The sequence below is a fragment of the Streptomyces sp. NBC_00094 genome (assembly GCF_026343125.1).
Taxonomy (GTDB): Bacteria; Actinomycetota; Actinomycetes; order Streptomycetales; family Streptomycetaceae; genus Streptomyces.
Map to the genome: position 1 here is coordinate 1,641,464 of NZ_JAPEMB010000001.1, position 25,083 is coordinate 1,666,546.

The following is a 25,083-nucleotide window of genomic DNA, read 5'->3' on the forward strand; positions in this document are numbered from 1 at the left end:
GGGAGGCACGGACGCGGGCACGACGGAACGCCGGACGGGTGGGGACACGTCCGGCGTCGTCGCGAGCGGAGTCATACAGGAGGCCGCGCGGAAGCGGGCGGGTACTCGGGGTACGCGGCCGGCCCCCGGCCCGTCAGCGGCGCGTGCCGAAGAGCGAGCGGCGCAGGCGGCGGAGCGGGGCGAAGAGCGAGACACGCGCACTGCGGCTGCGGTGACCGTGCACCGGTGCCTCGTGCGTACGCGACGTCAGTTCCCGCATCAGCAGCGTCGCCTCGGCCACCTCGCGCTGGGGCACGGCGGGGCCGCCGAGCACCGCGAGATGACGGTCGAGACGCGAACTCGTCGCGCTGCTACCGCAGGTGATGGCAGGCACTCGCGGCCTGCTACGCATTGCTATCTGTTCCATGTCACTCCCCACCCGTACAAGGGCACCCGGCCCGGGCAGGTTAACCCTATCGCCCCACCGTCACACCCGTGTATCCCGCCGTCGGGATTCACCACACCTGTACGAGGGTTGACGGTCACTGTGCGAATCCATCTGATTCCAGGGCGAGTTGGACAGCGCTCGAACACCTGCCGAACCGTCACGAACCATCCTGCACCCAGGGCCGTGACCTCCGGCCATGGAGGCCGGTGTGATCTCCACCACCAAGATCGTCCACTCGCGGGTCCCGTACGGAGCGGAGCCGGACGGGCACCGCTCGGTTACCGTGGATCCATGACGGTGATCGCGGGTCGTTACCGGCTTCTGGGCGTTCTCGCGGAGGGGGCGACGGGGACCGTCTGGCGCGCCCTCGACGAGACCCTCGTCCGCGAGGTGGCCCTCAAGGAGTTCCGCGCCCCGGCCGGACTCCCGGCCGACGAAGTCCCTCTGTCGTACGCGCGCCTGGAGCGCGAGGCGCGGGCAGCGGCCCGGATCTCGCACCCCTCGCTGGTGACGGTGCACGGAGTGGCCACCGAGGACGGACGGCCATGGGTGGTCATGGAGCTGGTCCGCGGCCTCACCCTCGCCGAGACCCTGGAGGCCGACGGCCCCCTGCCCCCGCCGGAGGCCGCGCGCGTCGGCGCCGAGGTCCTCGCCGCGCTGCGGGCGGCGCGGGAGGCGGGCATCCCCCACCCGGGTGTGGAACCGGGGCACGTCCTGCTCGCCAACGACGGACGGATCGTCGTCACCGGATGCGGTACGGGAGTCGGCGCCGCATCGGAGGACGTTCCCGACCCGGCGGCGGAACTGAGGGCCCTCGGTGCGCTCCTCGACGCTGCCACCGGAGGCGACGCCGGGCCGCTGGCCTCCGTGATCGAGGGAGTGCGGAGCGACGGCCCGGAGTCACCCCTGACCATCGATCAGGCCGAGCGGGAGCTACGGCGGCTGGCCCCGGGCGCCGGACCCCGGAGTGCGGGGTCCGTCCGGCCGGGGTCCGGCGCGCCGGGGTCCGTCCACACGGAGTCCGCCCACTCGGAGTCCGTCCGTACGGAGTCCTCGACCCGGAGGCCGAGGGAGGACGGGGACGAGGATCCGCCGGCCGGAAGGTCGACGGGTCCCGCAGGTGGCTCGCGGTCACCCCGCCGACCGGGACCGCGCCCGGCACGGCCCCGACGGGGCCCGGTCCTCACGGCCGGGCTCGTCGGAGTCCTGCTGATCACGGGGTCGTTGACCTATCGGCTCGTACGGGACGAGGAGCCGGGCGCCGGTCCCGGTCCGGGTGGGGTGACGAGCACCGCTCCGGCCAGGCCCGACGCCACGGGTACGGGCGACGGCCCTGCCGCTACGCCGCCCCGTTGAAGGAGGGCAGGTAGCCGCCGGACTGTCCGGCGGCGGTCGGGTGGTAGGACTCGCCGATGTTGAGCCAGTTGACGCTGTGGAGCCAGGCGGATCCCGAGCAGATCTCGTGGCCGGTGAAGGGCGGGACGACGCTGGCGAAGGTGTAGCCGTGGTCGGCGGCGCGCTTGGCGACGGCCGCGTTGAGGTAGTCGGAGGCGCCGTTGATGGCCTTGCGCTCGTTCTCGCTCAGACCGGCGATACAGCTGCCGCCCAACTGGTAGAAGCGCGGGTAGCCGAGGACGACGACCCGGGCGACGGGCGCCTTGTTCCTGATGGCCGTGTAGACCGAGTCGAGCTTGCCGGGCAGCGTGGAGTCCACGTAGGCCCTGGCCTGATTCACACGGTTGATGCAGGTGCTCTCGGACTGCAGCACACAGGTCGTCATGACGTCGGCGAAACCGGCGTCGTTACCCCCGATCGTGATCGAGACCAGGTCGGTGGCGGCGGACAGGGGGGCGAGCTGATTCGCGGTCACATCACCCGTTCGGGCGCCCGAGCAGGCGGTGAAAGCGAAGGACGAGGGGGCGTTGGCGTTCTTCCACAGCACCGGATAGGCCTTCGTGGAGCGCTTGCAGTCGCCGCTGGCGCTGTCGTAGCTGCCGGCGCCGACGCCCGAGGAGTACGAGTCCCCCAGCGCCACGTAGTCGAGTGCGGCGGTTTCGGCTGCCTGTGCGGCGCTCGCCCCGGTGAGGGCGAGGACGGCACCGAGCAGGAGCGAGGACGAAAGGGCCGCGAAGCGGGACAGTCTCATGGAACCTCCCTGTAGCAGGATCTCTGCGTTACCAGGTAGTAGCATCGGATCCGCTCAACCGGAAGTGTTCATGTCAAAAGTAGGGGTGAACCTCCAGCGATTCCGTAACGATCCATCGACGGCGCTTCGACGATCCCGCCACCGGTGACCATCGAGATCCGGCCACGGCAGGAACCGGAACCTCCGCTCCCGATAAACGTTCGAACGGGATCGCGACACATTCGCACAACAATGCACAGGAGCGTGATCCTGCATCACTGTTCCCTGCATGCAAACGGATTGACCGAATCCGACCGGGACAGTTGCGCACGTGACCGACGAAGCTTCGCCAAACTGCGGAAAAGTGGGCCACCGATCCGGGACTTGCCATACAGTCCCATTCATCAATACCGTCGTACATCTCACCCGCACCGGTCCATCAAGCAAAGCGGCTCAGGGGAGGGCTCTAGCGTCGCGATGGTTCCGGGGTGGGGCGCGGTAGGGGGGTGCCGTGCTCGGTGTCCGTACGTGTGCCGAGACGCGGGTACCGCGCGGCCAGTCATGCCAACTCGCCGATCCCGCAAGGAGATCGTTCCTGTGCGGGCGGGGCGAGAACCCCCCTTTCGAACCGGACACACCATCGGACCGCCCAAGGGGTGGGCGGCCCACCGGACGAGAGGGAATAAAGACCCATGAGCTCGTTCCTGCGCCCTGCCATCACGGGCCAAGAAATGACCGAGCCGAGTCGAATAGCGGCCCAGTACCGGGCCATCACCTCGCATTTGGCGATCACTCCTCCCGTGAGTGTCGTCATTCCCGCGATGAATGAGGCAGAAAATCTTCCGTACGTCTTCAAGACGTTGCCGGAATGGATTCACGAAGTCGTGCTCGTGGACGGAAATTCCACCGACGACACCGTGAACGTCGCCCGCGAACTCTGGCCGGACGTCAAGGTCATCAAGCAGGTCGGCAAGGGCAAGGGCGACGCGCTGATCAGCGGCTTCGCCGCCTGCACCGGCGACATCATCGTCATGGTCGACGCCGACGGCTCGGCCGACGGCCAGGAGATCGTCTCGTACGTCTCCGCCCTCGTCGGCGGCGCCGACTTCGCCAAGGGCTCCCGATTCGCCAACGGCGGCGGCACGGACGACATGACGACCATTCGCCGACTCGGCAACTGGGCCCTCTGCTCGCTCGTCAATCGCAAATTCGGCGCCCGCTACACCGACCTCTGCTACGGCTACAACGCCTTCTGGCGCCACTGCCTCGACAAGGTCACCCTCGACTGCACCGGATTCGAGATCGAGACCCTCATCAACATCCGGGTCGTCAAGGCCGGCCTCAAGGTGCAGGAGGTGCCCAGCCACGAGTACCTGCGCATCCACGGCGTCAGCAACCTCAACGCCGTGCGGGACGGGATCCGGGTCCTCAAGGTCATCCTGAAGGAGAAGGGCGTCCGGAAGGCGGCCCGCCGCCGGCCCGCCGCGTTCTCCGTCAACGTCCCCCGGGGAGAGGTGTCTTGAGCGACCGCACGTCCCCACACGGCTTCTCGGTGGTGATCTGCGTCTACACGGAGGAGCGGTGGGAGGACATCCTCGCCGCCGTCGACTCCGTCCGGAAACAGTCGCTTCCGCCGCTGGAGACGCTGCTCGTGGTCGACCACAACGAGCGGCTGCTGGAGCGGCTCACCGAGGAGTACGCGGACGTACGGCTCCACGAGGAGGTGCGGGTGCTCGCCAACGCGGGCCCCCGCGGCCTCTCCTCCGGCCGCAACACCGGAATCGCCGCCGCCCGTGGCGAGTTCGTGGCCTTCCTCGACGACGACGCCGTCGCCGAGCGGGACTGGCTCCACCACTTCGCCGCCGCCTACGACGACGCGCACGTCATGGCCGTCGGCGGCCGTACCCTGCCCGCCTGGGCCTCCGGCCGCCGCCCGGCCTGGTTCCCCGAGGAGTTCGACTGGGTCGTCGGCTGTACGTACCGGGGCCTGCCCCCGGGCCGGGTCCGGGTACGCAACGTCCTGGGCGGCAACGCCTCCTTCCGTCGTACGGCCTTCGACGCGGCGGGCGGCTTCGCCACCGGCATCGGCCGGGACGGCGACCGGCGGCCCCTCGGCTGCGAGGAGACGGAGCTGTGCATCCGGCTGGCCAAGGCGCTGCCCGGAGCGGTCCTGCTCATCGACGACCGTGCGGTCATCCACCACAAGGTGCCCGCCGCCCGCGAGCGCTTCGGGTACTTCCGTACCCGGGTCTACGCCGAGGGACTCTCCAAGGCGCTCGTCGCGCAGAGCGTCGGCGCACAGAAGGGCCTGGAGTCCGAACGGCGGTACACGACACGGGTGTTGCCCGCCGGCGTCCTGCGCGGGATGCGCGACGCCCTGCGCGGCCGCTCCGGCGGAGCCGGTCGGGCCGGGGCGATCGTGACCGGGGTGACGGTCGCGGCCGGCGGCTACGCGCTCGGCACCCTGCGGGCCCGGCGCGGCGGACCGACCTTCTCGTGGGGGCCGATCGAACGAGCCGAGTCCGCCACCACGAGGGATGACACCACCAGGGACGTCACCACCGAAGACGGCACCACCAGGGACGGCATGGTCGAGGACGCCGCCACCAGCCACGGCATCGTCGAGGACACCGCCACCGAAGGAGCGACCACGTGACCGGGGCCGAGGGGGCGAGGGTCCCCCGAGGGGTGCCCATCCTCATGTACCACGCCGTCGGCCGGGATCCCGCTCCCGCCACCCGGGGGCTCTCCGTCACCCCCGAGGCCTTCGCCGACCAGATGGCGGTGGTGGCCGAGCGCGGGTTCACCCCGCTGACGACCGCGGCGCTCGCCGCCGCCTGGCGCACCGGCGGTCCACTGCCCGAACGGCCGCTCCTCATCACCTTCGACGACGGCTACGAGGGCGTGCACCGCCACGCGCTCCCCGTGCTCTCCGAGCACTCCTTCGCGAGCACCGTCTTCGTCTCCACCGGCTGGCTGCGCGGCAAGCACGACGAGGGCGGCGCGCTCGACACCATGCTCGACTGGGGTCAGGTGCGCGAACTGGCCGACGCGGGCACGGAGATCGGCGGTCACAGCCACACCCACCCGCAGCTCGACCAGCTCGACGCGCGTCGGCTGCGCTTCGAGACGCTGCGCTGCCGCGAGATCGTGGGCGAGGAGCTCGGGAGCGCCCCGGTCTCCTTCGCCTACCCGTACGGGTACTCCAGCCGCCGGGTCCGGCGGACGGTCCGCGAGGCCGGCTTCGCCCAGGCGCTCGCCGTCGGGAACGCGCTGGCCTGCCGCTGTCAGGGGCCGTACGCCCTGGAGCGCGTCACCGTGCGCCGGTCGACGGGGATCAAGGAGTTCACCCGGCTCGTGGAGGGCCGGGCGATCGTGCGGAACTTCGCGGTCGACCGGACCGTGACGAAGGGGTACGCGATCGTGCGGCGCGCCCGGGGTACCGTGCGGGGCCACTGGATCTGACGTACCGCCGTACCGGCGGCCGGGGGAACGTCCCGTTCAAAACACGGTGCACGGAATGCCCGGTTGCCGGATCATGGGCGCCATGTCCGACACCCCACCGGTACCGTCCGAACCGCAGCGATCGCTGCCGATCAGGCTCAACCTCGACGACAGCGACTCGCCGGCGGATGTCGTCGACGCGCTGTTCCTCGGCCGCTTCGCGACCGGCGAGCAGCCCCACTCCCACAGCACCACCCTGGACCGGGTCAAGCCGGAGGCGACGCTCCTCCCGGCGGGCGCGCGAGTGCTGCGGGCCGCGAAGGACGACGACCGCAGCGCCGTACTCGCCGAGGGCGAGGGGTGGACGCTGCTGATCTCCCGCTGGAACCGGGGCGCGGACGTCACGGTCACGGCCTCGGAGGCCGAGCTCGCGGAGCGTGTCCTGAAGGAGGCGACCGACGGAGCGAAGGACGAACCGGAGCCGCAGCCCGAGAACGTGACGATGGGGTTCTGGTACGTGTCGCCGCGGCGCGGACCGCACCGGACGACCCGCCAGATCAGCGCCGGGACGTGGGAGGAGGTGCGCCCCAACTACTCGGCGCCCGTGGCCGATTCGATGGACCGGCTGATGAAGGTCACGCCCGAGTCCATCGCCGGCCGGCTCCTGCTGCTGCACGGGCCGCCGGGGACGGGCAAGACGTCGGCGCTGCGGACCCTGGCCCGGTCCTGGCGCGAGTGGTGCCAGGTCGACTGCGTCCTGGACCCGGAGCGGCTGTTCAACGACGTCGGCTATCTGATGGACATCGCCATCGGGGAGGACGAGGGCACGGCGAAGGGCCGCTGGCGGCTGCTGCTGCTCGAGGACTGCGACGAGCTGATCCGCGGCGAGGCGAAGCACACGGCGGGGCAGGCGCTTTCGCGGCTGCTCAACCTGACGGACGGTCTTCTCGGGCAGGGGCGCAACGTGCTCGTGGGGGTCACCACCAACGAGGACCTGGAGCGGCTCCACCCGGCCGTGGTCCGCCCGGGCCGTTGCCTGGCCCGTATCGAGGTCGGACCGCTGACCCGGGCGGAGTCGGTGTCCTGGCTGGGCCGCGAGGAGGACGTGCCGCGCGAGGGCGCGACGCTGGCGGAGCTGTTCGCGCTGCGCCGCGGCACGCCCCCGGCGGACTTCCCCGAGCCCCGTACGGCGGGGGCGGGGCTCTACCTGTAGAAGGCGGTCCGGTCAGTCGTCGTAGGCCGCTCGGAGCGCCTCGCTCAGCGCCGCCTCCGCCGCCTCGCGGCTGAGGCCGAGGCGGTGGGCCTCCTCGGCGTACTGGGCGGCGGCGGTGGCGGCCCGGCGGGTAGCCGCGTCGCCCGCCGCCGCGACGAAGGTGCCGTGACGTCCGCGCGTCTCGATCACCCCGTCCGACTCCAGCGCCTTGTACGCCTTGGCGACGGTGTTCGCGGCGAGGCCCAGCTGCTCCGCGAGCCCCCGTACCGTCGGCAGTTTGTATCCGACCGGCAGTCTGCCCGACCGGGCCCGCTCCGAGATCTGGGCACGCAACTGTTCGTACGGAGCGGTGGTGGATTCGTGGTCCACGGCGATGGTGAGTGTCACCCCTCCGATTCTGCCCCCACCCCACCGGAAAATGGGAGGCGGCGGCGCACCATCCGCCCGTAGCGTGCGGACACATGACTGTGATCGTCCGTGATGTACGGCCCGAGGATGCCGAGGGTTTCGCCCGGGTCCGCCGCGCCGCCGTCCCCTTCATGCTCGCCACCGCCGAGCAGCTCGTGTTCGACTGGGCGCGCGCCCACCCCGACAGCCACGAGCGGCCGCTGGTCGCGGTGACCGAGGACGGCGAGATCATCGGGACGGTCCAGCAGCGAATCGCCCACGACGCGCCGGAGCCGGGGATCGGCTCCGTCAACGTGTACGTGCATCCCGCGCACCAGCGGCGCGGTGCCGGGGCGGCGCTGCTGCGCGCCGCCGAGGAGCACCTCGCGGAGCAGGGCGCGCGGACCCTGTACAGCTGGGTCATGGACACGCCGGAGGATCGCGCGTGGGCCGAGCGGCGGGGCTACGCGCCGAGCCGTTCCGCGCACTTCCTCCGCCTCGACCTGACGACGGCCGGACTGCCGCCGCTCCAGGAGCCGCCGGCCGGTGTCGAACTGCTGCCGGCCGAGGACTTCGCGGCCGATCCGCGGCCGATCTTCGAGCTGGACGCGGTGACGACCGCCGACGAGCCGGGTGACGTGGGGGCCTCGCTGGACGACTACGCGCACTGGCGGGAGACCACCTGGAACCATCCCCTCCACGACCGGGCGCTGACGACGGTCGCCGTGGTGGACGGGGTGCCCGCCGCGTTCAGCGCGGCGCAGACGGACGGTCTGGGCCGGTACAACTCGGGAATGACGGGCACGGCCCCCGCCTTCCGCGGCCGCGGGCTCGCGAAGCTCGCCAAGAACGCGTCCCTGCACCGGGCCCGTGCGGCGGGTTGCGTGGAGGCGTTCACCAGCAACGACGCCGGCAACGAACCGATGCTGGCGATCAACAAGTGGTTCGGCTACGAGATCGGCGCGGTGGAGGTACGGCATGTCCGGACGATCGGTTGAGATCACCCTGGTGAAGGCGGGCCGGACGAAGATCCGGTATCCGGCCGAGGTCCTCACGGAGGAGGGCGGCCGGCTCTCGGTCCGTGCCCCGTGGGCGGCGGAGGGGGTACGGGACTTCGGCTTCGTCCGGTTCGAGCCGGGTGACGTCTTCGTGGAGCACTTCTGGCGCGACCGCTGGTACACGGTCAAGGAGGTGTGGTCCGCCGACGGCGCCCTCAAGGGCTGGTACTGCGACATCACCCGGCCGGCCGAGATCGACGGCTCGGGAGTGGTGGTCGAGGACCTGGACCTGGACCTGTGGGTGTCGGCGGACGGCAGCGAGGTGCTGCGGCTCGACGAGGACGAGTTCGCGGCGAGCGGCCTCGCCACCTCCGACCCGGAGGCGGCGGTGCGCGCCGTCGTGGCCCTCGACGAGCTCGAAGTGCTCGGCCGTGAGGGCCTGATCGACCTGCTGGGCTGATGCCGGCCGGCTGGGAGGTATCCCCCTGGTGAAGCTCGGGGGTATCTCCTAGTGCAGCTCGACGTCCGACTTCTCCAGGGCGAGGAAGCCGGGTGTCGGCAGGCCCATCTCGCCGGCCGTGAGCTGCATGAGGGTGGCGTCGACGCGGGCGGCGCCCGGCTGGTAGGCGGGGTCCTTCACGACGGAGGTGTTGACCCACTCGTGGACCTGCCCGTCGCAGACGGCCCGGGTGCCGCCGATCCCGGCGGAACGGTTTCCCTGGACGAGGGTGGAGCTGACGAGGACGGGGCCCGCGCTGTCGTCGACGCAGCGGTAGGTGCCGGAGACGGTGACGGTGCCGTCGGCGCCGATGGTCCCGTGGCCGTCGACGGAGAGGCCGTCGGCCCCTCCCGCGTGGGCCAGGGGGGCGACGGCGAGCGGGGCGGCGACGACGGCGGCGAGCAGGGCGCCTGCGGCGAGGGCGGTACGGACGCGCATGAGCGGGGTCCCTTCGGGATGTGGGGGGGGGATGGTGCTGCCCGCCAGGGATACCGGATCAAGCCGCCGGATGTCCGAAACTCACCCCATCGGGGGCGAGTTGAGGCGCTTTCGGTAGTGGATACGATCGTACGGTCCGTCCGCGCGGCGCTCGACGACCTCGCACACGGCCTTCACCGCGGGCACGTCGGCGGTGACCGCCGGACGGATCAGAACGTCTGTCATACCGTCACGTGACGACGGCGGATGATCACCTTCCTCAGCAGCGGCCAGGCGAGCAGGAGCACGACGACGACGTACACGGTGACGGAGAACGGGGTGTTCACCAGCCCCGTCAGGGAGCCGTCGCTGATCTGGAGGGCACGGCGGAGCTGCTGTTCGGCGGCCGGGCCGAGGATGACGCCGATGACGGCCGGCAGGACCGGGAGTCCGTACCGCCGCATCCCGAGGCCGATGAGGCCGATCACCAGCAGGACGACCAGGTCCAGCGCCTCGCCGCCCACCGCGTACGCGCCGACGGCGGCGAAGAAGAGGATGCCGGCGTAGAGGTACGGGCGCGGGATGCGCAGCAGCTTGGCCCAGACGGGCGCGAGCGGCAGGTTGAGGGCGAGCAGCAGCACCATGCCGACGAAGAGCGAGGCGATCAGGCCCCAGACCAGCTCGGGTTCCCGCTCGAACAGCAGGGGGCCGGGCTGGATGCCGTACTGCTGGAAGGCGGCGAGCATCACGGCGGCGACGGCGGTGGTGGGCAGGCCGAGGGTGAGCATCGAGACGAGGGTGCCGGCCGCGGAGGCGGAGGCCGCCGACTCGGGTCCGGCGACGCCCTCGATGGCGCCCTTGCCGAACTGTTCCCTGTGCTTCGAGAGCCGCTTCTCCGTGACGTACGAGAGGAAGGTCGGGATCTCGGCGCCGCCGGCCGGGATGGCGCCGAGCGGGAAGCCGATCAGCGGGCCGCGCAGCCAGGACTTCCAGGTCCGCTTCACGTCGTCCCTGTCCAGCCACGGCCGTCCGACGGGGATGGCGTCGCCCGCGGTGCGCCGCAGGTGCGCGGCGACCCACAGGGCCTCGCCGATCGCGAAGAGGCCGACCGCGACGATGACGACGTCGACGCCGTCGGCGAGCTGGAGGGAGCCGAAGGTGAGCCGCTGCTGGCCGGTCAGCTGGTCGAGGCCGACCAGGCCGATCGTGAGGCCGATGAGGAGGGAGGCGAGACCGCGGATGCGGGAGGAGCCGAGGACCGAGGTCACCGCGATGAAGGCGAGGACCATCAGGGCGAAGTAGTCCGGGGCACCGATGTCGACGGCGAGGGCGGCGACGGTCGGGGCGAGGACGACGAGCAGGATCGTGCCGATCATGCCGCCGGCGAAGTGACCGATGGCGGCCGCGGCGAGCGCCTGCGCGCCCCGGCCCGCCTTCGCCATCGGATTGCCCTCGATGGCGGCGACGACGGCGGCGCTCTCGCCGGGGGTGTTGAGCAGGATCGAGGTGGTGGAGCCGCCGAACATGGCGCCGTAGTAGATCCCGGCGAACATGATGAAGGCGCCGGTCGGTTCGAGTCCGTACGTCACCGGGAGCAGCAGGGCGACGGCCATGGCGGGGCCGATGCCGGGCAGGACGCCGATGGCGGTGCCGAGGAGCACGCCGACGGCGGCCCACAGCAGGTTCATCGGGGTGAGGGCGGTCCCGAACCCGTCCATGAGGGAGTACAGGGAATCCATGGATCAGATCACTCCCATCAGCGGGCCGCCGGGCAGCGGGACGCCGAGCAGCTTGTCGAAGACGCCGTAGGTGAAGAGCGAGAGGGCGGCCGCGATCAGCGGGTCGCGGTGGAGGTGGCGGCTGCCGAGGGCGTAGGCCGCTCCCCAGAAGAGGAGGGCGCCGGCGACGGGGAAGCCGAGGGGGCCGATGAGGACGGCGAAGGCGAGGAAGACGCCGGCGAGGAGGAGGACGGTGCGCCAGTCGGCGGGCTCGGACAGGTCGACGTCCTCGCCGGCCTCGGCCTCGCCGCGGCCGCCGCGCAGGACGTCGACGGTGAGGAGGACGGCGACGACGAGGAGGCCGCAGCCGACGACGAGGGGGACGGTGGCGGGGCCGACGGGGCCGCGCCCGGTGACGTCGGCGTCGAGGGTGAGGGCGTCGGTGAGGACGAGGACGCCGAGGAGGAAGAGGAGGACGCCGACGCCCAGCTCGGAGCGCTCGCGCAGCCAGTTCTTCACCGTGGTCTTCGCGGGGGTCGCGGTCACAGGCCCAGCTCCTTGAGGACGGAGCCGACGCGGCGGTCCTGCGCGGTGAGGAAGGCGCCGAACTCCTCGCCCGGCAGGAAGGCGTCGTTCCAGCCGTGGGTCTTCAGGGACTCGCGCCACTGCGGCGAGCCGTGCAGCTCGGTGACGAGGTCGACGAGCTTCTCGCGTTCGGCGTCGGAGAGGCCGGGTGGGGCGACGATGCCGCGCCAGTTGGTGAACTCGGTGTCGAGGCCGGCCTCGCGGAGCGTGGGGGCGTCGAGGCCGGGGACCCGCTTCGGGCCGGTGACGGCGAGGAGGCGCAGTTCGCCCGCCTTGATCTGGTCGAGGTACTCGCCGACGCCGGAGACGCCGAAGCCGACCTTGTTGCCGAGGATGGAGGCGAGGAGCTCGCCGCCGCCGTCGAAGGGGACGTAGTTGACGTCCTTGGGGGCGATCCCGGCGGCCTGGGCCATCAGCATCGGGGCGAGGTGGTCGGGCCCGCCGGGCGAGGAACCGCCGCCGACGGGCAGCTTGCCGGGATCCTCCTTCCAGGCGCCGAGGAGCTCCTGGATCGTCTTGTACGGGGAGTCCTTGCCGACCACGACGATGTCCTGCTCCTCGGTGAGCCGGGCGATCGGGGTGGTGTCGGCGAGGGTCCTGGGGGTCTTGTTGGTGTGGACGGCGCCGACGACGCCGAGGCCCATGGACATGGCGAGGCGGCCGTTGCCGCGCTCGCCGACGAGCCGGGTGAGGCCGACGGTGCCGCCCGCGCCGGGCAGGTTGAAGACCTCGATGTCGCCGGTGAGGCCGGCTTCCTCGGCGTTCTTGGCGGCGGTACGGGCGGTGATGTCGTATCCGCCGCCGGGGGTGTTGGGGACCATGAAGCGCAGGCCGGGTATCTGCGTGCCGGTGTCGGAGCCGCTGCCGGTGGTGAGCAGCGGGGGTCCCACGAGGACCAGCAGCGCCGACCCGAGGAGAGCGAGGGGGGTGCGCAGACGCACGTGTGCCGCCTCTCAGGAAGGAGGGAAAGGGGAGTGTGAGGTGGCCCACATGTTGCCGGTACGTGAAGAAGCTGTCTCTCTTCCGCAATCAATGGACGTTGTGGTCGTTGTGGTCGGGACCTAGCGTGTCGGCGTGACGAATGTGCTGGTGGTGGACGACGACTTCATGGTCGCCAAGCTGCACTGCCGCTATGTGTCGGCGGTGGAGGGCTTCTCGGTGTCCGGGGTCGCCCACAACGGGGCCGAGGCGCTGCGCGCGGCCGAGCGGCTCCGGCCCGACCTGGTCCTGCTCGACGTCTTCCTGCCGGACATGGACGGCATCCGGGTGCTGCGGGAGCTGCGGTCCGCCGGCCTGGGCATGGACGCGCTCTTCATCACGGCGGCGCGGGACGTGGGCACGATCCGCTCGGCGCTGCGCGCCGGGGCACTGCACTATCTGATCAAGCCGTTCAGCCAGGCGGCGCTGCACGAGCAGCTGCGCCACGTCGCCTCGCTGCGCAGCCGCCTGGACGCCCTCGACGAGGCTCGTCAGGAGGACGTGGACCAGATCTTCGGCACCCGTCCCCGAGGCTCCCGCGAACTCCCGAAGGGCCTCGCCGCCCACACGGCCGACCTGGTCGAGTCGATCCTCCGCACCCATCCGGAGGGCCTCTCTGCCACGGAGTGCGCGGAGGCGGGCTCCCTGTCCCGCGTGAGCGCCCGCCGCTACCTGGAGTACTTCGCGCAGACGGGCCGCGCGGAGATCACCCTGCGCTACGGGGGCACGGGGCGCCCGGAACGGCGCTACCGGCGCTTGGGCTGAGGTTCCTCAGGCGCTGCTTACCTCCACCTTAAAGCGGTCCTAAGGATCGTCATCTCCCCGTCTCCACAAGCTTTTTCACGGTTCCGGGCGGCTAGCTTTCCGGGTAACCCCCCACACCCACCCTCGTGAAGGAGCTGTCCCCCCATGACTTCTCGCCGTACGGCCGCGGCCGTCACCGTCACCGCGTTGCTGGGCCTCTCGGGGCTCGCCTCCGGGTCCGCGTTCGCGCACGGGTCGATGACGGATCCGGTGAGCCGGGTCTCGGCCTGTTACGCGGAAGGGCCCGAGGCACCGAAGTCGGCGGCCTGCCGGGCGGCGGTGGCGGCGAGCGGGGCGCAGGCGTTCTACGACTGGAACGCGGTGAACATCGCGAACGCCGCGGGGAAGCACCGGGAGCTCATCCCGGACGGCAAGCTGTGCAGCGCGGGCAACGACAAGTACCGGGGGCTCGACCTGGCCCGGACCGACTGGCCCGCGAGCCGGCTGGACTCCGGGTCGCACACCTTCCGTTACAAGGGGACCGCCCCGCACAAGGGCACGTTCGAGCTGTACGTGACGAAGGACGGGTACGACCCGTCGAAGCCGCTGGCCTGGTCGGACCTGGAGGCGGAGCCGTTCGCGACGGTGACCGACCCGAGGATGGAGAACGGCGACTACGTCTTCGAGGGGACGGTGCCGGAGAGGTCCGGCCGGCACCTGATCTATTCGATCTGGCAGCGCTCCGACTCCCCCGAGGCGTTCTACACCTGCTCGGACGTGGTGTTCGGGACGGAGAGCGGCGGCACCGCGCCCGCTCCGGCCGATCCCGCCCCGACCGCTTCCGCGCCGAGCGAGGAGCAGATCGAGGAGGGGAAGGACGAGTCCTCCGTCGAGCACGGTGGGCACGGGGACGCCGACGCGTCGACCGGTGCGGAGGAGACGGCGGCCGCGCCCGAGCCCACCCGGCCGGCGGAGCCGAGTGCCGCCGCACCCGCCACGCCGGCGCCCAACGCGCCTGCCCCCGCGGCCGGTTCCGGCTCCGGCTCCGGCTCCGGCTCCGATGTGCTCCTGGCCGAGACCGGGGGCGACGCGACCACCCCGTATCTCGCGGTCGGTGGCGCCGCCGTGCTCGCACTCGGCGCGACCGTGCTCCTCGGGACGGCCCGGCGGCGCCGGACCCACCGCTAGGGGGTCGGATGTCGGCGACCGGTCAACGGCCGCCGACGTCCGGCCGGGGGTCAGATGCCGCAGCTGGAGGCGGACCAGAAGCGACTGGGGCGGTGGTCGACGTGGGTGTGGTCGCTGTGGCCGGGGTACCCGGGGCCGAGGATGCCGTTGAAACCGTGGTTGCGGGCCTCCTGGGCGAGGCGGCACAGCGAGTGGGGTCCGGAGCCGAGGTCGGCCGCGTCCCCGTACAGGTGACGGCTCGACGAGGCTCCGCCGACCGCGTCGTTGCAGGCCTGGCTACGGAAACCGCTGGTGACCCGGATGGACTGGTCACCGAGCGCGTGCCGGAGGGCCTCCAGCTTCCACATCGTGCGCAGCGCGTTGGACTTGGCGGTGGTCGCGCTCACCGCGCCGCCCGCCCAGGTGGTGTTGCAGTTGTTCAGCTCGGCGTAGGAGAAGTGGATCGGCGTGCAGTCGTCGTCCTGCAGGCTGTAGATCTTGCTGAAGGTCGCGGGGCCCGCGACACCGTCGGCGGCCAGTCCGTAGGCGGCCTGGAAGCGCTTGACGGCCGCGGCGGTCCCGGGGCCGTAGGCTCCGTCGATCGCGAGCACCGCGCCGTAGCCGGGGTAGCCGGCCACACGGATCTGCAGTTGCGTCACATCGGCACCGGAGGCTCCCTGGGAGAGGGTGCGCGACCAGGTGTAGCAGCCGTCCGCGTGGGCCGTGCCGGCGGTGGCCACCACTCCACCCACTACGGAAGCCATGAGCATGACAATCGAGAGAAGAAGGCGTACGGACGGGGAATGTGCGGTACGTCGGGGCATCGAGCCTCCATTGCCTCACAAGACCGGGGGTGACCCGTGACGTCGGGCCACCCCCGAGACTGGCCGCCTTGTCGACGCGCGTCAACCACGCCTGACGAGCGTCATTTGTCGGCCCAATGAAAGCGCCGCCCGTCCGGCCGGATCACTCCGCCCGACCAGCCGTCAGCCGGTCGGCCATCAGCCGACCAGCCGTCAGCCGATGACCGAGAGGCAGGTGGTCGGGGTCGCGTGGGCCGGGTCGAGGGCGTTGGCCACCTCGTGGAAGGTGACCCGGTCCACCGTGCCGATCGCCACGTGCTCGGAGAGGTCGAGCGCGCACTTGTCCTGGATGAGGACGTTGGTGACGTTCGGGCCGGACAGGAACTGCGAGCGGTACGGGGTGACGACCTCGTCGTACTGGCTCGCGATGACGTGGTAGCGGACCCCGGGGACCGTGTCGCCGCCCTCGTTGAGCTTCGTGATGAAGGCCGAGCCGGCGATCTGGTCGGCGAGGCCCGGGGTCGTGGCGCTGATCAGGTCCTCGGCGCCGGGGAAGTACGGCAGGAGCTTGGTGAGGCCGAGGAGGGTGGTGCCGTGGTTGTCGGGGGCGATCCCGACGAGCGCGTTCACCTTCTCGGCCCCGCCGAGGAACTTGAGGTACCAGCGGGGCATCATGCCGCCCTGCGAGTGTCCGACGAGGTCCACCTCGGGGGCGCCGGTGGCGGAGACGACCCGGTCCACGTAGGCGTCGAGCTGCTCGGCGGACTTCGCGATGGGGCCGAGGCCGTGGAAGAGCGGGACGTTCGGCAGCTGGCCGTAGTCGAGTGAGAAGACGCAGTACCCGCGGTTGACCAGGTACGGCGCGAGGACGAGCCAGTTGTCGACGGAGTTCCCGAAGGTGCCGTGGACGAGGACGACCGGGCGGGGGTGCGCGGCGGAGGGCTTGCAGGACCAGTCGTTCCAGCCACGGCTGGAGGTGACGGTCTCCGTCTGGGCCGAGGCGGCGGCGGTAGGGGCGAGTGTGGCGGCGGCGGTCAGCAGCAGAACGGACAGCGCTCTGACGGCGTGCTTCCAGGGCAGCATCGGGCGATCTCCTTGCGGCTCAAGGGGAAGGTGGGGTGCTACGCCCTGCGGTCCGGACCACAAGTGGGGATGCGCTCCAGCCAAGCTACGCACGGGTAGCCATGGCTGGGAAGTTACGCGTCGGTAAAAAGTGCTGTGTCGTCAGATGGGGCGTGAGCGCGGGGATCTCAGGCCGCAAGCGAGCCCGGCAGCACCGCCTTCGGCCCGAACTTCGCCCGCGCCCGGTCCGCGACCGCCTCGATCAGCCGCGCCTTCTCGCCCGCCGGATCCAGGGACAGCTGATACGCGGCCCCCTCGGCGCCCGCCAGCCCCTCGGCACGCAGCGCGATCCCCCGCACCCGGGCCCGCTGGAAGCCGAGTGCGTCGTGGAGCGCGTACGCGAGGGAGGTGAGCGACGCCGAGTGGGCGGCCGGTTCGGGCAGGGTACGGATCCGGGTCGTCGTGGTCCGGTCCGCGTACCGCACGGTGATCGCGAGCGAGCGGCACACCTGTCCCTCCGTCCGGAGCCGGGCGCCGAGTTCGCCGGCGAGCGAGAGGAGCGCCCTGCGCTGCTCCGACCGGTCGACCTCGTCGTACGGGAAGGAGCGCGCGGCCGCCGTCGAGAGGGAGACCGCGTTCGGGACGACGACGACGCGGTCGACGCCCCGGGCCCGCTCCCACAGCTCACGGCCGGCCTTCGCGCCGACGAGTCGTTGGAGCACGGCGAGCGGCGCGGCGGCGACCCGGCCGACGGAGTCGAGTCCGTAGCCGCAGAGGGTACGGGCGGTGGCGCTGCCGACGCCGTCGAGCGCGTCGAACCGGGCGAGCCGGACAGTCGAGTACGCCTTCCGGCGGGCAGACTTCCGGCCGATCAGCCAGAGAGAGCCGCCTCGCGCCCCGCGGCGGACGGACAGGCTCCCCCTTTCCAGGTCGCGATCCCCTCCGAGCTCGTCTACGCCGACGGCCCTCCACGCCTCCTGACCAGGCGAGATGGAGGCGGGCGCAGGGTTTGGCCGAGAACGCATGGGTGTGGCACACATCGACTGGAAGGTCGCCTTCCGCATCTGAATGAATACGGAGCGTTCCATACTCCGCTCGCCTCTCCTCGTGAGCCCCGACGAAAGGGCACAACCATGCCCCCGGCCGTGCGCAAGACGACGAACACTCCCGTAGCCCGGCGGCTGGCCGCCGCGGCCGTCGCGCTGGGCAGCTGCCTGGCGCTCGCAGGCCCGGCGGGCAACGCCGGCGCGGCTCCCGCCGATCCCGTACCGACCGTCTTCTTCGGCGACTCCTACACCGCCAACTACGGCATCGCCCCCTGGAACCAGGACGGCATCGACCGGTACTTCTGCTTCCAGGCGAAGGAGAACTACCCCGCCGTCGCCACCCGGCGCCTCAAGGACAAGAACATCACGCTCGACGTCCGGTCGGACGTCTCCTGCGGAGGAGCGCTCGTCCACCACTTCTGGGAGGAGCAAGAGCTGCCCATCGGAGGCCGGCTCCCGGCGCAGCAGGGCGCTCTCAAGGACGACACCCGGCTGGTCGTGGGCAGCATGGGCGGCAACTCGCTCGGCTTCACCCGCATCCTCAAGCAGTGCTCCGACAAGCTGCGGTCCCAGGACCACGGCCTGCTGCCCGGCAATCCGGTGGACGGCGACCAGCCGGCCGCCGAGTGCCGCGAGTTCTTCGAGTCCGGGGACGGAAAGGCCTGGCTGGACGACCAGTTCGAGCGGGTCGGATGGGACCTGGAGGAGATGCTGGAACGCGTCAGGTACTTCTCCCCCGACGCCAAGCCCGTCCTGGTCGGCTACCCGCGGCTCGTCCCCGCGGACACGGACAAGTGCCTGACCCCGGCACCCGGCCAGACGGAGCTGCCGCTCGCCGACATCCCCGAGGACGCCCTGCCGGCCCTGGACCAGATCCAGAAGCGGCTGGACGACGTCATGAAGAAGGCCGCCACCGACGCCGAAGGGGGCGTCGACTTCGTGGACCTCTATGCCCACACCGGCGGCAACACCGCCTGCGACGGAGCCGACCGGGGCATCGGCGGCCTGCTGGAGAACTCCCGGGTCGGCAACGGCGAGGAGTTCCTCCCCTGGTACGCGCACCCCAACGAGAAGGGCCGCGACCTTCAGGCCGCACGCGTCGCCGACACGGTCGAGGAGGTCCTCGCCAGGTAGAAGGCACCGGCCGCCGAGGCATGCGTCAGCCTGGAGAACCCGGGCTGCTGTGCCAGAGCTTCCCGGGCGGTGTCGCCGCGCCTTCGCCGGCCGGCTTCAGGTCCGCCCAGGGGTTCCTCTCGTATCCGGTCTCCATCCTGATGCGGCGGCCGCCGGCACCGCTCCCGGAGACCGCACCCGGCTCCGAGGCCCGCTCCGGGGCAGGCCCCGCGACCGGCCCCGTGGCCGGCTCCGCGAGGCGGGCCCCCACCGCGTCCAGGCCGCCGGACACCCGCAGTTCGACCAGTTCCGCGAGATTCCAGGCGGCCGAGCCGACCACGCCGAGGCTGCGCGGGCCGCGCCGCTGCACCACGCCCCGGACCAGGAGCAGCCAGGAGTGGAAGACGGTGTGGGCGCAGTTTATCTATGGTTGTCAACTCTTCTCCCAGGTCAAAGCACCATACGTTCTTAAGGCACGTAAGGCACATGGAGTCGCGTCTGAGCAGGTGGGCGACCGCTCCAGGGAGAGCTGGTGAGACGAGGCCGTCAAAGGTCGCCTCGCTGAGGGTCCAGGTGGCACTGCACCTGCCTCAGGCGCAGGCCTCATCACGAACGACCAGCCATGACCAGGCCGGACATCACGCATCCATGTCCAGCAGTCGGGTTCTGGCGCCTCCAGGGGTAGGCATGCCGGCAGATTGAGCACGCGTTCCGACTATTCCTCTCGACCCCTCATGATTGACCGTCAGGGACGAGTAGTGTGGGTCCATGTCTACGGTGAGGCCCCGACGCCAAGCATCGGATCCCGGGCTGGCTGCGGAAATTAATGCAGCACTCTCGGGTGAGTCATTGGCGGTGTTTCTATACGGCAGCAGAGCCCGCGGCGCACCCAGAAGCGATAGCGATGTCGACGTTCTGCAGTTGGTCGCCGAAAATCCTCGGACATACTCGCAAGGGCGCGTGAACGTGGCTGCGTACACGCCGGACCACCTCACACTATTAGCCCGGCGCGGCAGCTTGTTTGTGCGCCATTTGCGTGATGATGGACTTATAGTTAGCGACCCGATGGATAGGCTCATAAGCATCCTCGGCGAATACAAACCGCCGGTGAGCTATGACCGCCTGAAGCGCGAAATGGCACTGGTCCTCTCGATCTCATGGGCCATTGACGCCCGCGAATATGAGCAAGGGGTGTTGCGCGCTGCCCGATACGCATCGAGAACAGCGCTCTACATCAAGGCCGAGGAATGCGGCAGGCTTACGTTTGATGTAGAACGGGCTTCTGTCGACAGCGGGGTCCCCCACCTGGCGCACCTGCTTCGCAGGGCACGCCCAGACCAAGCAAAAGAGATCAGCCAGCTCGGATTTACCCTCCTCCAAACCCCGCGCCCTACCAACCTCCCAACAGACCTGCCATCTCTAGCTCTCTGGTCGCAGGATGCGCATCCAATGGCCTTCCGACTTTTGGAAGCCGTAGTGGCCGGCGCCGCTGAGATTAAGTACACATCCATGACACTACCGATTGGATGACGATGATGGAAAATTTCGAGAAGACAGTTATCTTTGGCGACGTGCACGGAGATGCCGATCGCCTCGAAAGAGCGCTTGAGTATTCTTTGAAAGATCCGTCGTCTCGGCTAATCTTTACTGGAGACTACGTAAATCGAGGAAAACGGAGCCGGCAGGTTCTAGATCTGCTCATAGACGCAAGATCCGGGCACCCGGGTGAAGTTGTTCTCCTCCGTGGCAATCATGAAGAATCATTCTTAAAATTCCTTGACGGCGGAAGGCTGTCAGACTTTGCCGCCCATGGGGGTCTCGCCACGATCCGATCGTATCTCGGGGAAGTCCAGTCAGGGGCACTGGAAGATTTTAAGAAGATATTCCCCAAGGGGCATCGGAAGCTACTCGAAGGAACTCTCCCATTTTATGAAGATCAAAATATTCTGGTGTCCCACGCGGGATTTGATCCGCGGGATCCAGAATCCCGAGACCCTGCTGCACTGTACTCCAGGGGGCATCCCGATATCTTCGCGCACACAGGGCCATGGCCCAGCCCCCTTACCATCTGTGGGCATTATGTCCAGAATTCACTAAGACCCTACGATACCGAGAATCTGGTGTGCATCGACACTGGATGCGGAACTCTTCCGAGTGGACCTCTCACAGGCCTGATTTTGCCCGAGCACAGGTATGTTCAATTCTAACCATTGGCGGTAGCACATGGATAAGGCAAGGCTTACCCTGCAGCAATTGCGCAGAGCGGTCGAGCTTAACAGTTCATTGATGTCGGTGCATTATGCATGTGAATCATTTGCTACCGCCAAGGATCATCCGGCAGGGGTAGCTTGCGTGGCGTTCCACGATCTACAGACCGCCGAAACACTGGCATTCAGTCGATCGGATGCTCCGCCCTCCAAGGTGACTGATGAGGAAAAGGAGATCCACGTCCTGGAGAGGTTCTACTCGGAGCTACAGTCCCGCGAAGGGGCCTATTTTCTGCATTGGAATATGAATCGCCCTGAGTATGGCTTCAATGCTCTCGCCGCGCGCTATGAATATTTGACCGGGAATACTCCTCCCGTATCTCCGCCGCATCAGCGCGTTGATGTTGACGGACTCCTGGCGGCCACTTTCGGCGACACCTATGCTCCACATGGGAGGCTGGAGGGAATTGCCCGAATGAATAATATGGACATGCGTTCATTCAGGGCCGGAAAGGAAGAAGCCGACCTGTTTGCGAAGAAAGAGTGGGGCACGCTCAGCCGCTCAACTGCCAGCAAAGCCTGGATCATCGCCAACTCGCTCCGACGCCTTGTGGATGGAACGATCCTAACGTCCAGCTCAGCAGGTTCTGTTGAATTTTCCGGTGCCAGTCTGGATGCTGTGGCGCTAGTGCTAGCCCTTGGCGATCGGATGCTCCCCGTCATGCGAAGCCTTGGCGTGCGGCCTCACGGTGTGCCGATTGAATTCAAGACCGAGTACGATGATCAGTACCTCTACCGCGCGCTTCTGGTCCAGTTCTTCGACGATGTCCGTGACGAAGAATATGTTCCATCCTATGCTGGTGGAAATTCAAGGATGGACTTTCTGATTCCCCGATTTAAGCTTGGGATTGAACTAAAGCACACTCGAAGCGGGCTCAAAGATAAGGATGTCGGCGATCAGTTGGTGATCGATGTAGGGCGATATTCCACACATCAGTCCGTCAATCATCTACTCTGCCTAGTGTTCGATTATGATGGCCATTTGCGCAACCCGCGTGCCCTCGAAGAAGACCTGCGGCGCGATGTCAGCACTCCCGACATGGCAGTGACGGTAAGGATTTATGACCGGTGATGCGCTGATGAATCCTTGCCGGGGGTATCGGGCGGTTACTGAGGTTGAACTCGTGGTGTCGTAGGGGCTGACGGCTCCTCGCCCGTGCGGTATCACCGGTGCATGCGGTATCCACAAGGGGGAGGGCTGACCCCCGAACGCCAGCAGTTCCGTCAGGAGTTACGGCTCAAGGCGGCCGAGCGGTTCGCCCGGGACGAGGCGAGTTCGGTGATCGCCAAGGACCTGCGGGTCAGCGTCCGCTCGGTGCAGCGGTGGCGGCACACGTGGGGCGAGGGCGGTCCGCGGGCTCTGCGGTCACAGGGTCCGGCGTCGCTGCCGAGGCTGAGTCAGGAGCAGTTCGCGCAGTTGGAGGCGGAGCTGGCCAAGGGGCCGGCCGCCCACGGCCGGGAGGACCAGCGATGGACCCTGAGCCGTGTGAAGACGGCGATCGGCCGACGCTTCCACCTGACCTATACGGTCCAGGGCGTGCGGAAGCTGCTGGTGCGTAACGGTTGGTCCTGCCAGGTTCCGGCCCGGCGCGCGATTGAGCGGGACGACGACGCGGTGGCCGGGTGGGCCCGGGAGGTGTGGCCCTGCGCGGAAGACTCGCGGCGGTGAGTGGAGCGTGGCTTGTCTTCGAGGACGAGGCCGGATTCTCCATGACGCCGCCGCAGGCCAAGACCTGGTCGCAGCGCGGCCGGACACCGGTGGTGAGGGTCCGCGGCCGTTCCCGCAGACGGATATCGATCGCGGCGCTGACCTGCTACAAACCCGGCCACCGCTCGAGGCTGATCTACCGGCCGCGAAGGGACGACGGCCAGCGCGACGGACGCAAGAGCTTCTCCTGGCGCGACTACCGCGATCTGCTGATCGCCGCCCACCAGCAGCTCGGCGGCCCGATCGTGCTCATCTGGGACAACCTGAACGTCCACAAGGCCGCCGGACTGCGGGAGTTCGCCGAAGCCAGGGACTGGCTGACCATCTACTACCTGCCGCCCTACGCACCCGACCTCAACCCCGTCGAAGGGATCTGGTCCCTGCTGCGACGCGGCTGGCTCTCCAACGTCGCCTTCAGCACACCCGAACACCTCGTCCAGCGCATCCGCCGTGGCCTACGGCACATCCAGTACCGCAGTCACCTCATAGACGGCTGCCTCGCCGAGACCGGCTTGACCATCAGACCCACCTGAGCAGCCCAGCAACACCACGAGTTCAATCCCAGTCGCCCTGGGAACGGTCGTGATCGGTGATGGTCCGCTGGCACTCTCCCGGCCACTCGTCTGCCACCCCCGGACGCACGGGGGCGTGAACCAGGTAGGCGATCATCGTGTGATGGATACAGGTATGTGGCCGACGCTCCCGGACGCGGAACGGGATCAGTGAGCTCTTTCAGAGTGGCCACTGATCGGGTGACGGGCCAGCGTCCCGCAACGCACGAGGCTCCTGTGCCGTTGAGAGAGGTGTTCGACGTCTCAACTCATCAGCGCAGGAGCCTCGTTGGTTCCCTATCCTGCCGCACTCGACCTGCCTCATGCTCTGGTCGAGTGGGTATCCATGCTCATCGTCACCCGTGAGGGTGACCGCCGCTGCAAGCTGCCGCCCCACCAGCGTGCTCTTGTGGGCCTGGTCTACCTTCGCCGGCACGACACGCTCGCGCAGATCGCCGCCGGCTTCGGCATATCCGTCGGCACCGCCCACGCCTACGTCACGGCCGTCGTCGAGCATCTGTCCGGCCGGGCGCCCGGTCTCCTGCGGGTCCTGCGCGAGGCCGATCCGGACTACGTCCTGCTCGACGGGACGCTCGCTGAGTGTGACCGGGTCGGCGACAGCCGGGCGGACTTCTCGCAGAAGCACCGCCGTCACGGCGTGAACGTGCAGGTCGTGGCGGATGCCGCGGGCAAGCTGCTGTGGATCTCGCCCGCGCTGCCCGGCCGCACGCACGACCTGACCGCGGCCCGTACCCACCGCATCATCCGGATCTGCGAACGCCAGGGCGTCCCCGTCCTCGCCGACCGCGCCTACATCGGCGCCGGCCCCTGGGTGACCACACCGATCAGACGGCTTCCCGGCCGGGACCTCACCACGACCCAGCAGACGATCAACCGGGCCCTGTCGGCGGCACGGGCGCCGGTCGAACGAAGCATCGCAAGGCTGAAGTCCTGGCGAATCTTCCGCCGGGCCCGCTGCAGCCCCAACCGCATGACCGCCATCGCCGCAGCCATCCTCACCCTTGAGCGTCAACGCTGAAAATGCTCAGTGGGTTTACCTCCCCGGGCAGGCCCTGGGGCCGGTGCGCATGGATATGCATCGCGAGGAGGTCATCGCGGCTCTGGCCGCGCATGGGTTTGCTACGCAGTCCGACGGGCGCATCGAGGGGTGGGATTTTGTACATTTCGCTAAGGAATACAACCCGGTAATCAAGGCGGCTGTGGAGTGCTACTTCCACGAGGACGGGGAACTGGCCTACGTCCTCGTCGACGGCCGGTTTGGCCCACAGGTGGCCTGTGAGGGGATTCGGCTCATCGGCCGCGTGCCGTCGCAGCTCGCGCAGGAGATGGAGGACTACGCAACCGAGCACGACACCGGCATCCAGTTCAGTTACGGCGGCGACTGCTTCTGCGACGGCTTCCAGCTCGAAATCGGCGCCCAGCGTGCCGGCGACCACGTTGTGTCCTGGGCCCTGTTCTTCATCGCCGGAGAGGACCCCTCTCTCCCACGCGACGCCGCGCCCACGGTGATCTGGCACCGCTGGTAGACGACACCACGAGTTCAACCTCAGTAACCAGCTCACTCCACGTCACCAGACCGCTTGACAAACATGATTGGGAATCAGTCAAGTCATGTGTCGGTTTTGAAGTTGTCGGGTTCACAGAATCCCCTCCGGGATCCGAGGCAGCACTCCCCTGGACACGCCCAATGGACCCGTCGGCCAGGGAAGAGACGTCCTCGAAAGCATTGGCCGCAATGTGGGTAACCTGCACGAGCCAGCGGTCGGCTTGACACCTGCCACAGTCCGGTGATCGCGGGCAGGAAACAAGC

Annotated in this window: 28 protein-coding genes and 2 pseudogenes; 18 read left to right on the plus strand and 12 right to left on the minus strand. The window is 69.1% G+C overall.

The features are described 5' to 3' along the window. Positions 1–133 precede the first annotated feature (133 nt). A complete protein-coding gene (locus OG580_RS07010) occupies positions 134–406 on the minus strand; it encodes a hypothetical protein (protein ID WP_267042765.1) in 273 nt (90 codons plus the stop codon). Between the two features lie 312 nt (positions 407–718). On the opposite strand from OG580_RS07010, the gene OG580_RS07015 reads away from it, so the two are divergent. Continuing rightward, entirely contained in the window at positions 719–1,783 is a 1,065-nt protein-coding gene (locus tag OG580_RS07015; protein ID WP_267042766.1) for a protein kinase, read from the plus strand. Here OG580_RS07015 and OG580_RS07020 read toward each other — a convergent pair. Further along, complete coding sequence (locus tag OG580_RS07020; RefSeq protein ID WP_267042767.1) at positions 1,767–2,573, minus strand: SGNH/GDSL hydrolase family protein; 807 nt, start codon at positions 2,571–2,573, stop codon at positions 1,767–1,769. The genes OG580_RS07015 and OG580_RS07020 overlap by 17 nt on opposite strands. 671 nt (positions 2,574–3,244) lie before the next feature. Between OG580_RS07020 and OG580_RS07025 the strand changes: the two genes are divergently transcribed. From OG580_RS07025 to OG580_RS07040, 4 genes are all read left to right on the plus strand, one after another. Continuing rightward, positions 3,245–4,075 (plus strand): glycosyltransferase family 2 protein, encoded by an 831-nt coding sequence (locus OG580_RS07025; protein ID WP_267042768.1) that lies wholly within the window; start codon positions 3,245–3,247, stop codon positions 4,073–4,075. Then, entirely contained in the window at positions 4,072–5,208 is a 1,137-nt protein-coding gene (locus OG580_RS07030; protein WP_267042769.1) for a glycosyltransferase family 2 protein, read from the plus strand. The genes OG580_RS07025 and OG580_RS07030 overlap by 4 nt, the downstream gene beginning before the upstream one ends. 44 nt (positions 5,209–5,252) lie before the next feature. Continuing rightward, positions 5,253–6,017 carry a polysaccharide deacetylase family protein gene (locus OG580_RS07035; RefSeq protein WP_267047924.1) on the plus strand — a complete coding sequence of 255 codons (765 nt, stop codon included), beginning with the start codon at positions 5,253–5,255 and terminating at the stop codon, positions 6,015–6,017. A 73-nt stretch (positions 6,018–6,090) separates the two neighbouring features. Continuing rightward, positions 6,091–7,209 (plus strand): DUF5925 domain-containing protein, encoded by a 1,119-nt coding sequence (locus OG580_RS07040; RefSeq protein ID WP_267042770.1) that lies wholly within the window; start codon positions 6,091–6,093, stop codon positions 7,207–7,209. Positions 7,210–7,221: 12 nt separating this feature from the next. Here OG580_RS07040 and OG580_RS07045 read toward each other — a convergent pair whose 3' ends face one another. After that, complete coding sequence (locus OG580_RS07045; RefSeq protein ID WP_267042771.1) at positions 7,222–7,596, minus strand: GntR family transcriptional regulator; 375 nt, start codon at positions 7,594–7,596, stop codon at positions 7,222–7,224. A gap of 74 nt (positions 7,597–7,670) precedes the next feature. Between OG580_RS07045 and OG580_RS07050 the strand changes: the two genes are divergently transcribed. Continuing rightward, the gene (locus OG580_RS07050) at positions 7,671–8,594 is read left to right on the plus strand and encodes a GNAT family N-acetyltransferase (RefSeq protein ID WP_267042772.1); all 924 of its coding nucleotides are present in this window, start codon (positions 7,671–7,673) and stop codon (positions 8,592–8,594) included. Beyond that, complete coding sequence (locus tag OG580_RS07055) at positions 8,575–9,054, plus strand: DUF402 domain-containing protein (RefSeq protein WP_267042773.1); 480 nt, start codon at positions 8,575–8,577, stop codon at positions 9,052–9,054. The genes OG580_RS07050 and OG580_RS07055 overlap by 20 nt, the downstream gene beginning before the upstream one ends. 48 nt (positions 9,055–9,102) lie before the next feature. On the opposite strand, the gene OG580_RS07060 is transcribed toward OG580_RS07055, so the two are convergent. The 5 genes from OG580_RS07060 to OG580_RS07080 form a co-directional block, all read right to left on the minus strand. Continuing rightward, the gene (locus tag OG580_RS07060) at positions 9,103–9,531 is read right to left on the minus strand and encodes a DUF6299 family protein (protein ID WP_267042774.1); all 429 of its coding nucleotides are present in this window, start codon (positions 9,529–9,531) and stop codon (positions 9,103–9,105) included. Positions 9,532–9,612: 81 nt separating this feature from the next. Continuing rightward, positions 9,613–9,756, minus strand: coding sequence for a hypothetical protein (locus OG580_RS07065; protein WP_267042775.1), 144 nt, complete (start codon positions 9,754–9,756; stop codon positions 9,613–9,615). After that, positions 9,753–11,249 (minus strand): tripartite tricarboxylate transporter permease, encoded by a 1,497-nt coding sequence (locus tag OG580_RS07070; protein WP_267042776.1) that lies wholly within the window; start codon positions 11,247–11,249, stop codon positions 9,753–9,755. Before OG580_RS07070 ends, OG580_RS07065 begins: the two co-directional genes overlap by 4 nt. Positions 11,250–11,252: 3 nt before the next feature. Continuing rightward, positions 11,253–11,774 (minus strand): tripartite tricarboxylate transporter TctB family protein, encoded by a 522-nt coding sequence (locus OG580_RS07075; protein ID WP_267042777.1) that lies wholly within the window; start codon positions 11,772–11,774, stop codon positions 11,253–11,255. Next, a complete protein-coding gene (locus tag OG580_RS07080; RefSeq protein ID WP_267042778.1) occupies positions 11,771–12,754 on the minus strand; it encodes a tripartite tricarboxylate transporter substrate binding protein in 984 nt (327 codons plus the stop codon). The genes OG580_RS07075 and OG580_RS07080 overlap by 4 nt, the downstream gene beginning before the upstream one ends. Before the next feature lie 133 nt (positions 12,755–12,887). Here OG580_RS07080 and OG580_RS07085 point away from each other — a divergent pair, with 133 nt between their 5' ends. Both OG580_RS07085 and OG580_RS07090 read left to right on the plus strand, forming a co-directional pair. After that, a complete protein-coding gene (locus tag OG580_RS07085) occupies positions 12,888–13,556 on the plus strand; it encodes a response regulator (RefSeq protein WP_267042779.1) in 669 nt (222 codons plus the stop codon). Positions 13,557–13,700: 144 nt separating this feature from the next. Then, entirely contained in the window at positions 13,701–14,723 is a 1,023-nt protein-coding gene (locus OG580_RS07090) for a lytic polysaccharide monooxygenase (protein WP_267042780.1), read from the plus strand. A 50-nt stretch (positions 14,724–14,773) separates the two neighbouring features. Here the strand turns inward: OG580_RS07090 and OG580_RS07095 are convergent, their stop codons facing one another. The 3 genes from OG580_RS07095 to OG580_RS07105 all read right to left on the minus strand — a co-directional run bounded on the left by OG580_RS07095 (position 14,774) and on the right by OG580_RS07105 (position 17,592). Then, positions 14,774–15,526 (minus strand): D-Ala-D-Ala carboxypeptidase family metallohydrolase, encoded by a 753-nt coding sequence (locus OG580_RS07095; RefSeq protein WP_267042781.1) that lies wholly within the window; start codon positions 15,524–15,526, stop codon positions 14,774–14,776. Between the two features lie 192 nt (positions 15,527–15,718). Then, positions 15,719–16,588: a triacylglycerol lipase gene (locus OG580_RS07100; RefSeq protein WP_267042782.1), complete on the minus strand. Its 870-nt coding sequence runs from the start codon at positions 16,586–16,588 to the stop codon at positions 15,719–15,721. Positions 16,589–16,755: 167 nt separating this feature from the next. Next, positions 16,756–17,592, minus strand: coding sequence for a hypothetical protein (locus OG580_RS07105; protein ID WP_267042783.1), 837 nt, complete (start codon positions 17,590–17,592; stop codon positions 16,756–16,758). Positions 17,593–17,700: 108 nt separating this feature from the next. Here OG580_RS07105 and OG580_RS07110 point away from each other — a divergent pair, with 108 nt between their 5' ends. Continuing rightward, positions 17,701–18,747 carry an SGNH/GDSL hydrolase family protein gene (locus OG580_RS07110; RefSeq protein ID WP_267042784.1) on the plus strand — a complete coding sequence of 349 codons (1,047 nt, stop codon included), beginning with the start codon at positions 17,701–17,703 and terminating at the stop codon, positions 18,745–18,747. Between the two features lie 25 nt (positions 18,748–18,772). Here the strand turns inward: OG580_RS07110 and OG580_RS07115 are convergent. Further along, a pseudogene (locus OG580_RS07115) lies at positions 18,773–19,144 on the minus strand (DNA polymerase III subunit alpha); the annotation flags it as partial. A 350-nt stretch (positions 19,145–19,494) separates the two neighbouring features. On the opposite strand from OG580_RS07115, the pseudogene OG580_RS36260 reads away from it, so the two are divergent. The 8 genes and pseudogenes from OG580_RS36260 to OG580_RS07150 form a co-directional block, all read left to right on the plus strand. Continuing rightward, positions 19,495–19,650: pseudogene (locus OG580_RS36260) on the plus strand (nucleotidyltransferase domain-containing protein); the annotation flags it as partial. 42 nt (positions 19,651–19,692) lie between these two features. After that, a complete protein-coding gene (locus OG580_RS07120) occupies positions 19,693–20,256 on the plus strand; it encodes a hypothetical protein (RefSeq protein ID WP_267042785.1) in 564 nt (187 codons plus the stop codon). Continuing rightward, complete coding sequence (locus OG580_RS07125; RefSeq protein ID WP_267042786.1) at positions 20,253–20,933, plus strand: metallophosphoesterase family protein; 681 nt, start codon at positions 20,253–20,255, stop codon at positions 20,931–20,933. Before OG580_RS07120 ends, OG580_RS07125 begins: the two co-directional genes overlap by 4 nt. A gap of 46 nt (positions 20,934–20,979) precedes the next feature. Next, a complete protein-coding gene (locus tag OG580_RS07130; protein ID WP_267042787.1) occupies positions 20,980–22,065 on the plus strand; it encodes a hypothetical protein in 1,086 nt (361 codons plus the stop codon). 102 nt (positions 22,066–22,167) lie between these two features. Then, entirely contained in the window at positions 22,168–22,662 is a 495-nt protein-coding gene (locus OG580_RS07135; RefSeq protein WP_267042788.1) for a winged helix-turn-helix domain-containing protein, read from the plus strand. Continuing rightward, the gene (locus OG580_RS07140; RefSeq protein WP_267042789.1) at positions 22,659–23,234 is read left to right on the plus strand and encodes an IS630 family transposase; all 576 of its coding nucleotides are present in this window, start codon (positions 22,659–22,661) and stop codon (positions 23,232–23,234) included. Before OG580_RS07135 ends, OG580_RS07140 begins: the two co-directional genes overlap by 4 nt. Positions 23,235–23,541: 307 nt before the next feature. After that, on the plus strand, positions 23,542–24,291 hold the full coding sequence (locus OG580_RS07145) for a transposase (protein ID WP_267041591.1): 750 nt from the start codon (positions 23,542–23,544) through the stop codon (positions 24,289–24,291). Continuing rightward, the gene (locus OG580_RS07150; protein WP_267042790.1) at positions 24,275–24,799 is read left to right on the plus strand and encodes a hypothetical protein; all 525 of its coding nucleotides are present in this window, start codon (positions 24,275–24,277) and stop codon (positions 24,797–24,799) included. The genes OG580_RS07145 and OG580_RS07150 overlap by 17 nt, the downstream gene beginning before the upstream one ends. Positions 24,800–25,083 lie beyond the last annotated feature (284 nt).

Bases quoted from the DNA above. Each gene is read 5' to 3' on its own strand.
- OG580_RS07010 (WP_267042765.1), bottom strand. From the start codon at position 406: ATGGAACAGATAGCAATGCGTAGCAGGCCGCGAGTGCCTGCCATCACC.
- OG580_RS07015 (WP_267042766.1), top strand. From the start codon at position 719: ATGACGGTGATCGCGGGTCGTTACCGGCTTCTGGGCGTTCTCGCGGAG.
- OG580_RS07020 (WP_267042767.1), bottom strand. From the start codon at position 2,573: ATGAGACTGTCCCGCTTCGCGGCCCTTTCGTCCTCGCTCCTGCTCGGT.
- OG580_RS07025 (WP_267042768.1), top strand. From the start codon at position 3,245: ATGAGCTCGTTCCTGCGCCCTGCCATCACGGGCCAAGAAATGACCGAG.
- OG580_RS07035 (WP_267047924.1), top strand. From the start codon at position 5,253: ATGTACCACGCCGTCGGCCGGGATCCCGCTCCCGCCACCCGGGGGCTC.
- OG580_RS07040 (WP_267042770.1), top strand. From the start codon at position 6,091: ATGGGCGCCATGTCCGACACCCCACCGGTACCGTCCGAACCGCAGCGA.
- OG580_RS07050 (WP_267042772.1), top strand. From the start codon at position 7,671: ATGACTGTGATCGTCCGTGATGTACGGCCCGAGGATGCCGAGGGTTTC.
- OG580_RS07055 (WP_267042773.1), top strand. From the start codon at position 8,575: ATGTCCGGACGATCGGTTGAGATCACCCTGGTGAAGGCGGGCCGGACG.
- OG580_RS07060 (WP_267042774.1), bottom strand. From the start codon at position 9,531: ATGCGCGTCCGTACCGCCCTCGCCGCAGGCGCCCTGCTCGCCGCCGTC.
- OG580_RS07065 (WP_267042775.1), bottom strand. From the start codon at position 9,756: ATGACAGACGTTCTGATCCGTCCGGCGGTCACCGCCGACGTGCCCGCG.
- OG580_RS07070 (WP_267042776.1), bottom strand. From the start codon at position 11,249: ATGGATTCCCTGTACTCCCTCATGGACGGGTTCGGGACCGCCCTCACC.
- OG580_RS07090 (WP_267042780.1), top strand. From the start codon at position 13,701: ATGACTTCTCGCCGTACGGCCGCGGCCGTCACCGTCACCGCGTTGCTG.
- OG580_RS07095 (WP_267042781.1), bottom strand. From the start codon at position 15,526: ATGCCCCGACGTACCGCACATTCCCCGTCCGTACGCCTTCTTCTCTCG.
- OG580_RS07100 (WP_267042782.1), bottom strand. From the start codon at position 16,588: ATGCTGCCCTGGAAGCACGCCGTCAGAGCGCTGTCCGTTCTGCTGCTG.
- OG580_RS07105 (WP_267042783.1), bottom strand. From the start codon at position 17,592: ATGCGTTCTCGGCCAAACCCTGCGCCCGCCTCCATCTCGCCTGGTCAG.
- OG580_RS07110 (WP_267042784.1), top strand. From the start codon at position 17,701: ATGCCCCCGGCCGTGCGCAAGACGACGAACACTCCCGTAGCCCGGCGG.
- OG580_RS07125 (WP_267042786.1), top strand. From the start codon at position 20,253: ATGACGATGATGGAAAATTTCGAGAAGACAGTTATCTTTGGCGACGTG.
- OG580_RS07135 (WP_267042788.1), top strand. From the start codon at position 22,168: ATGCGGTATCCACAAGGGGGAGGGCTGACCCCCGAACGCCAGCAGTTC.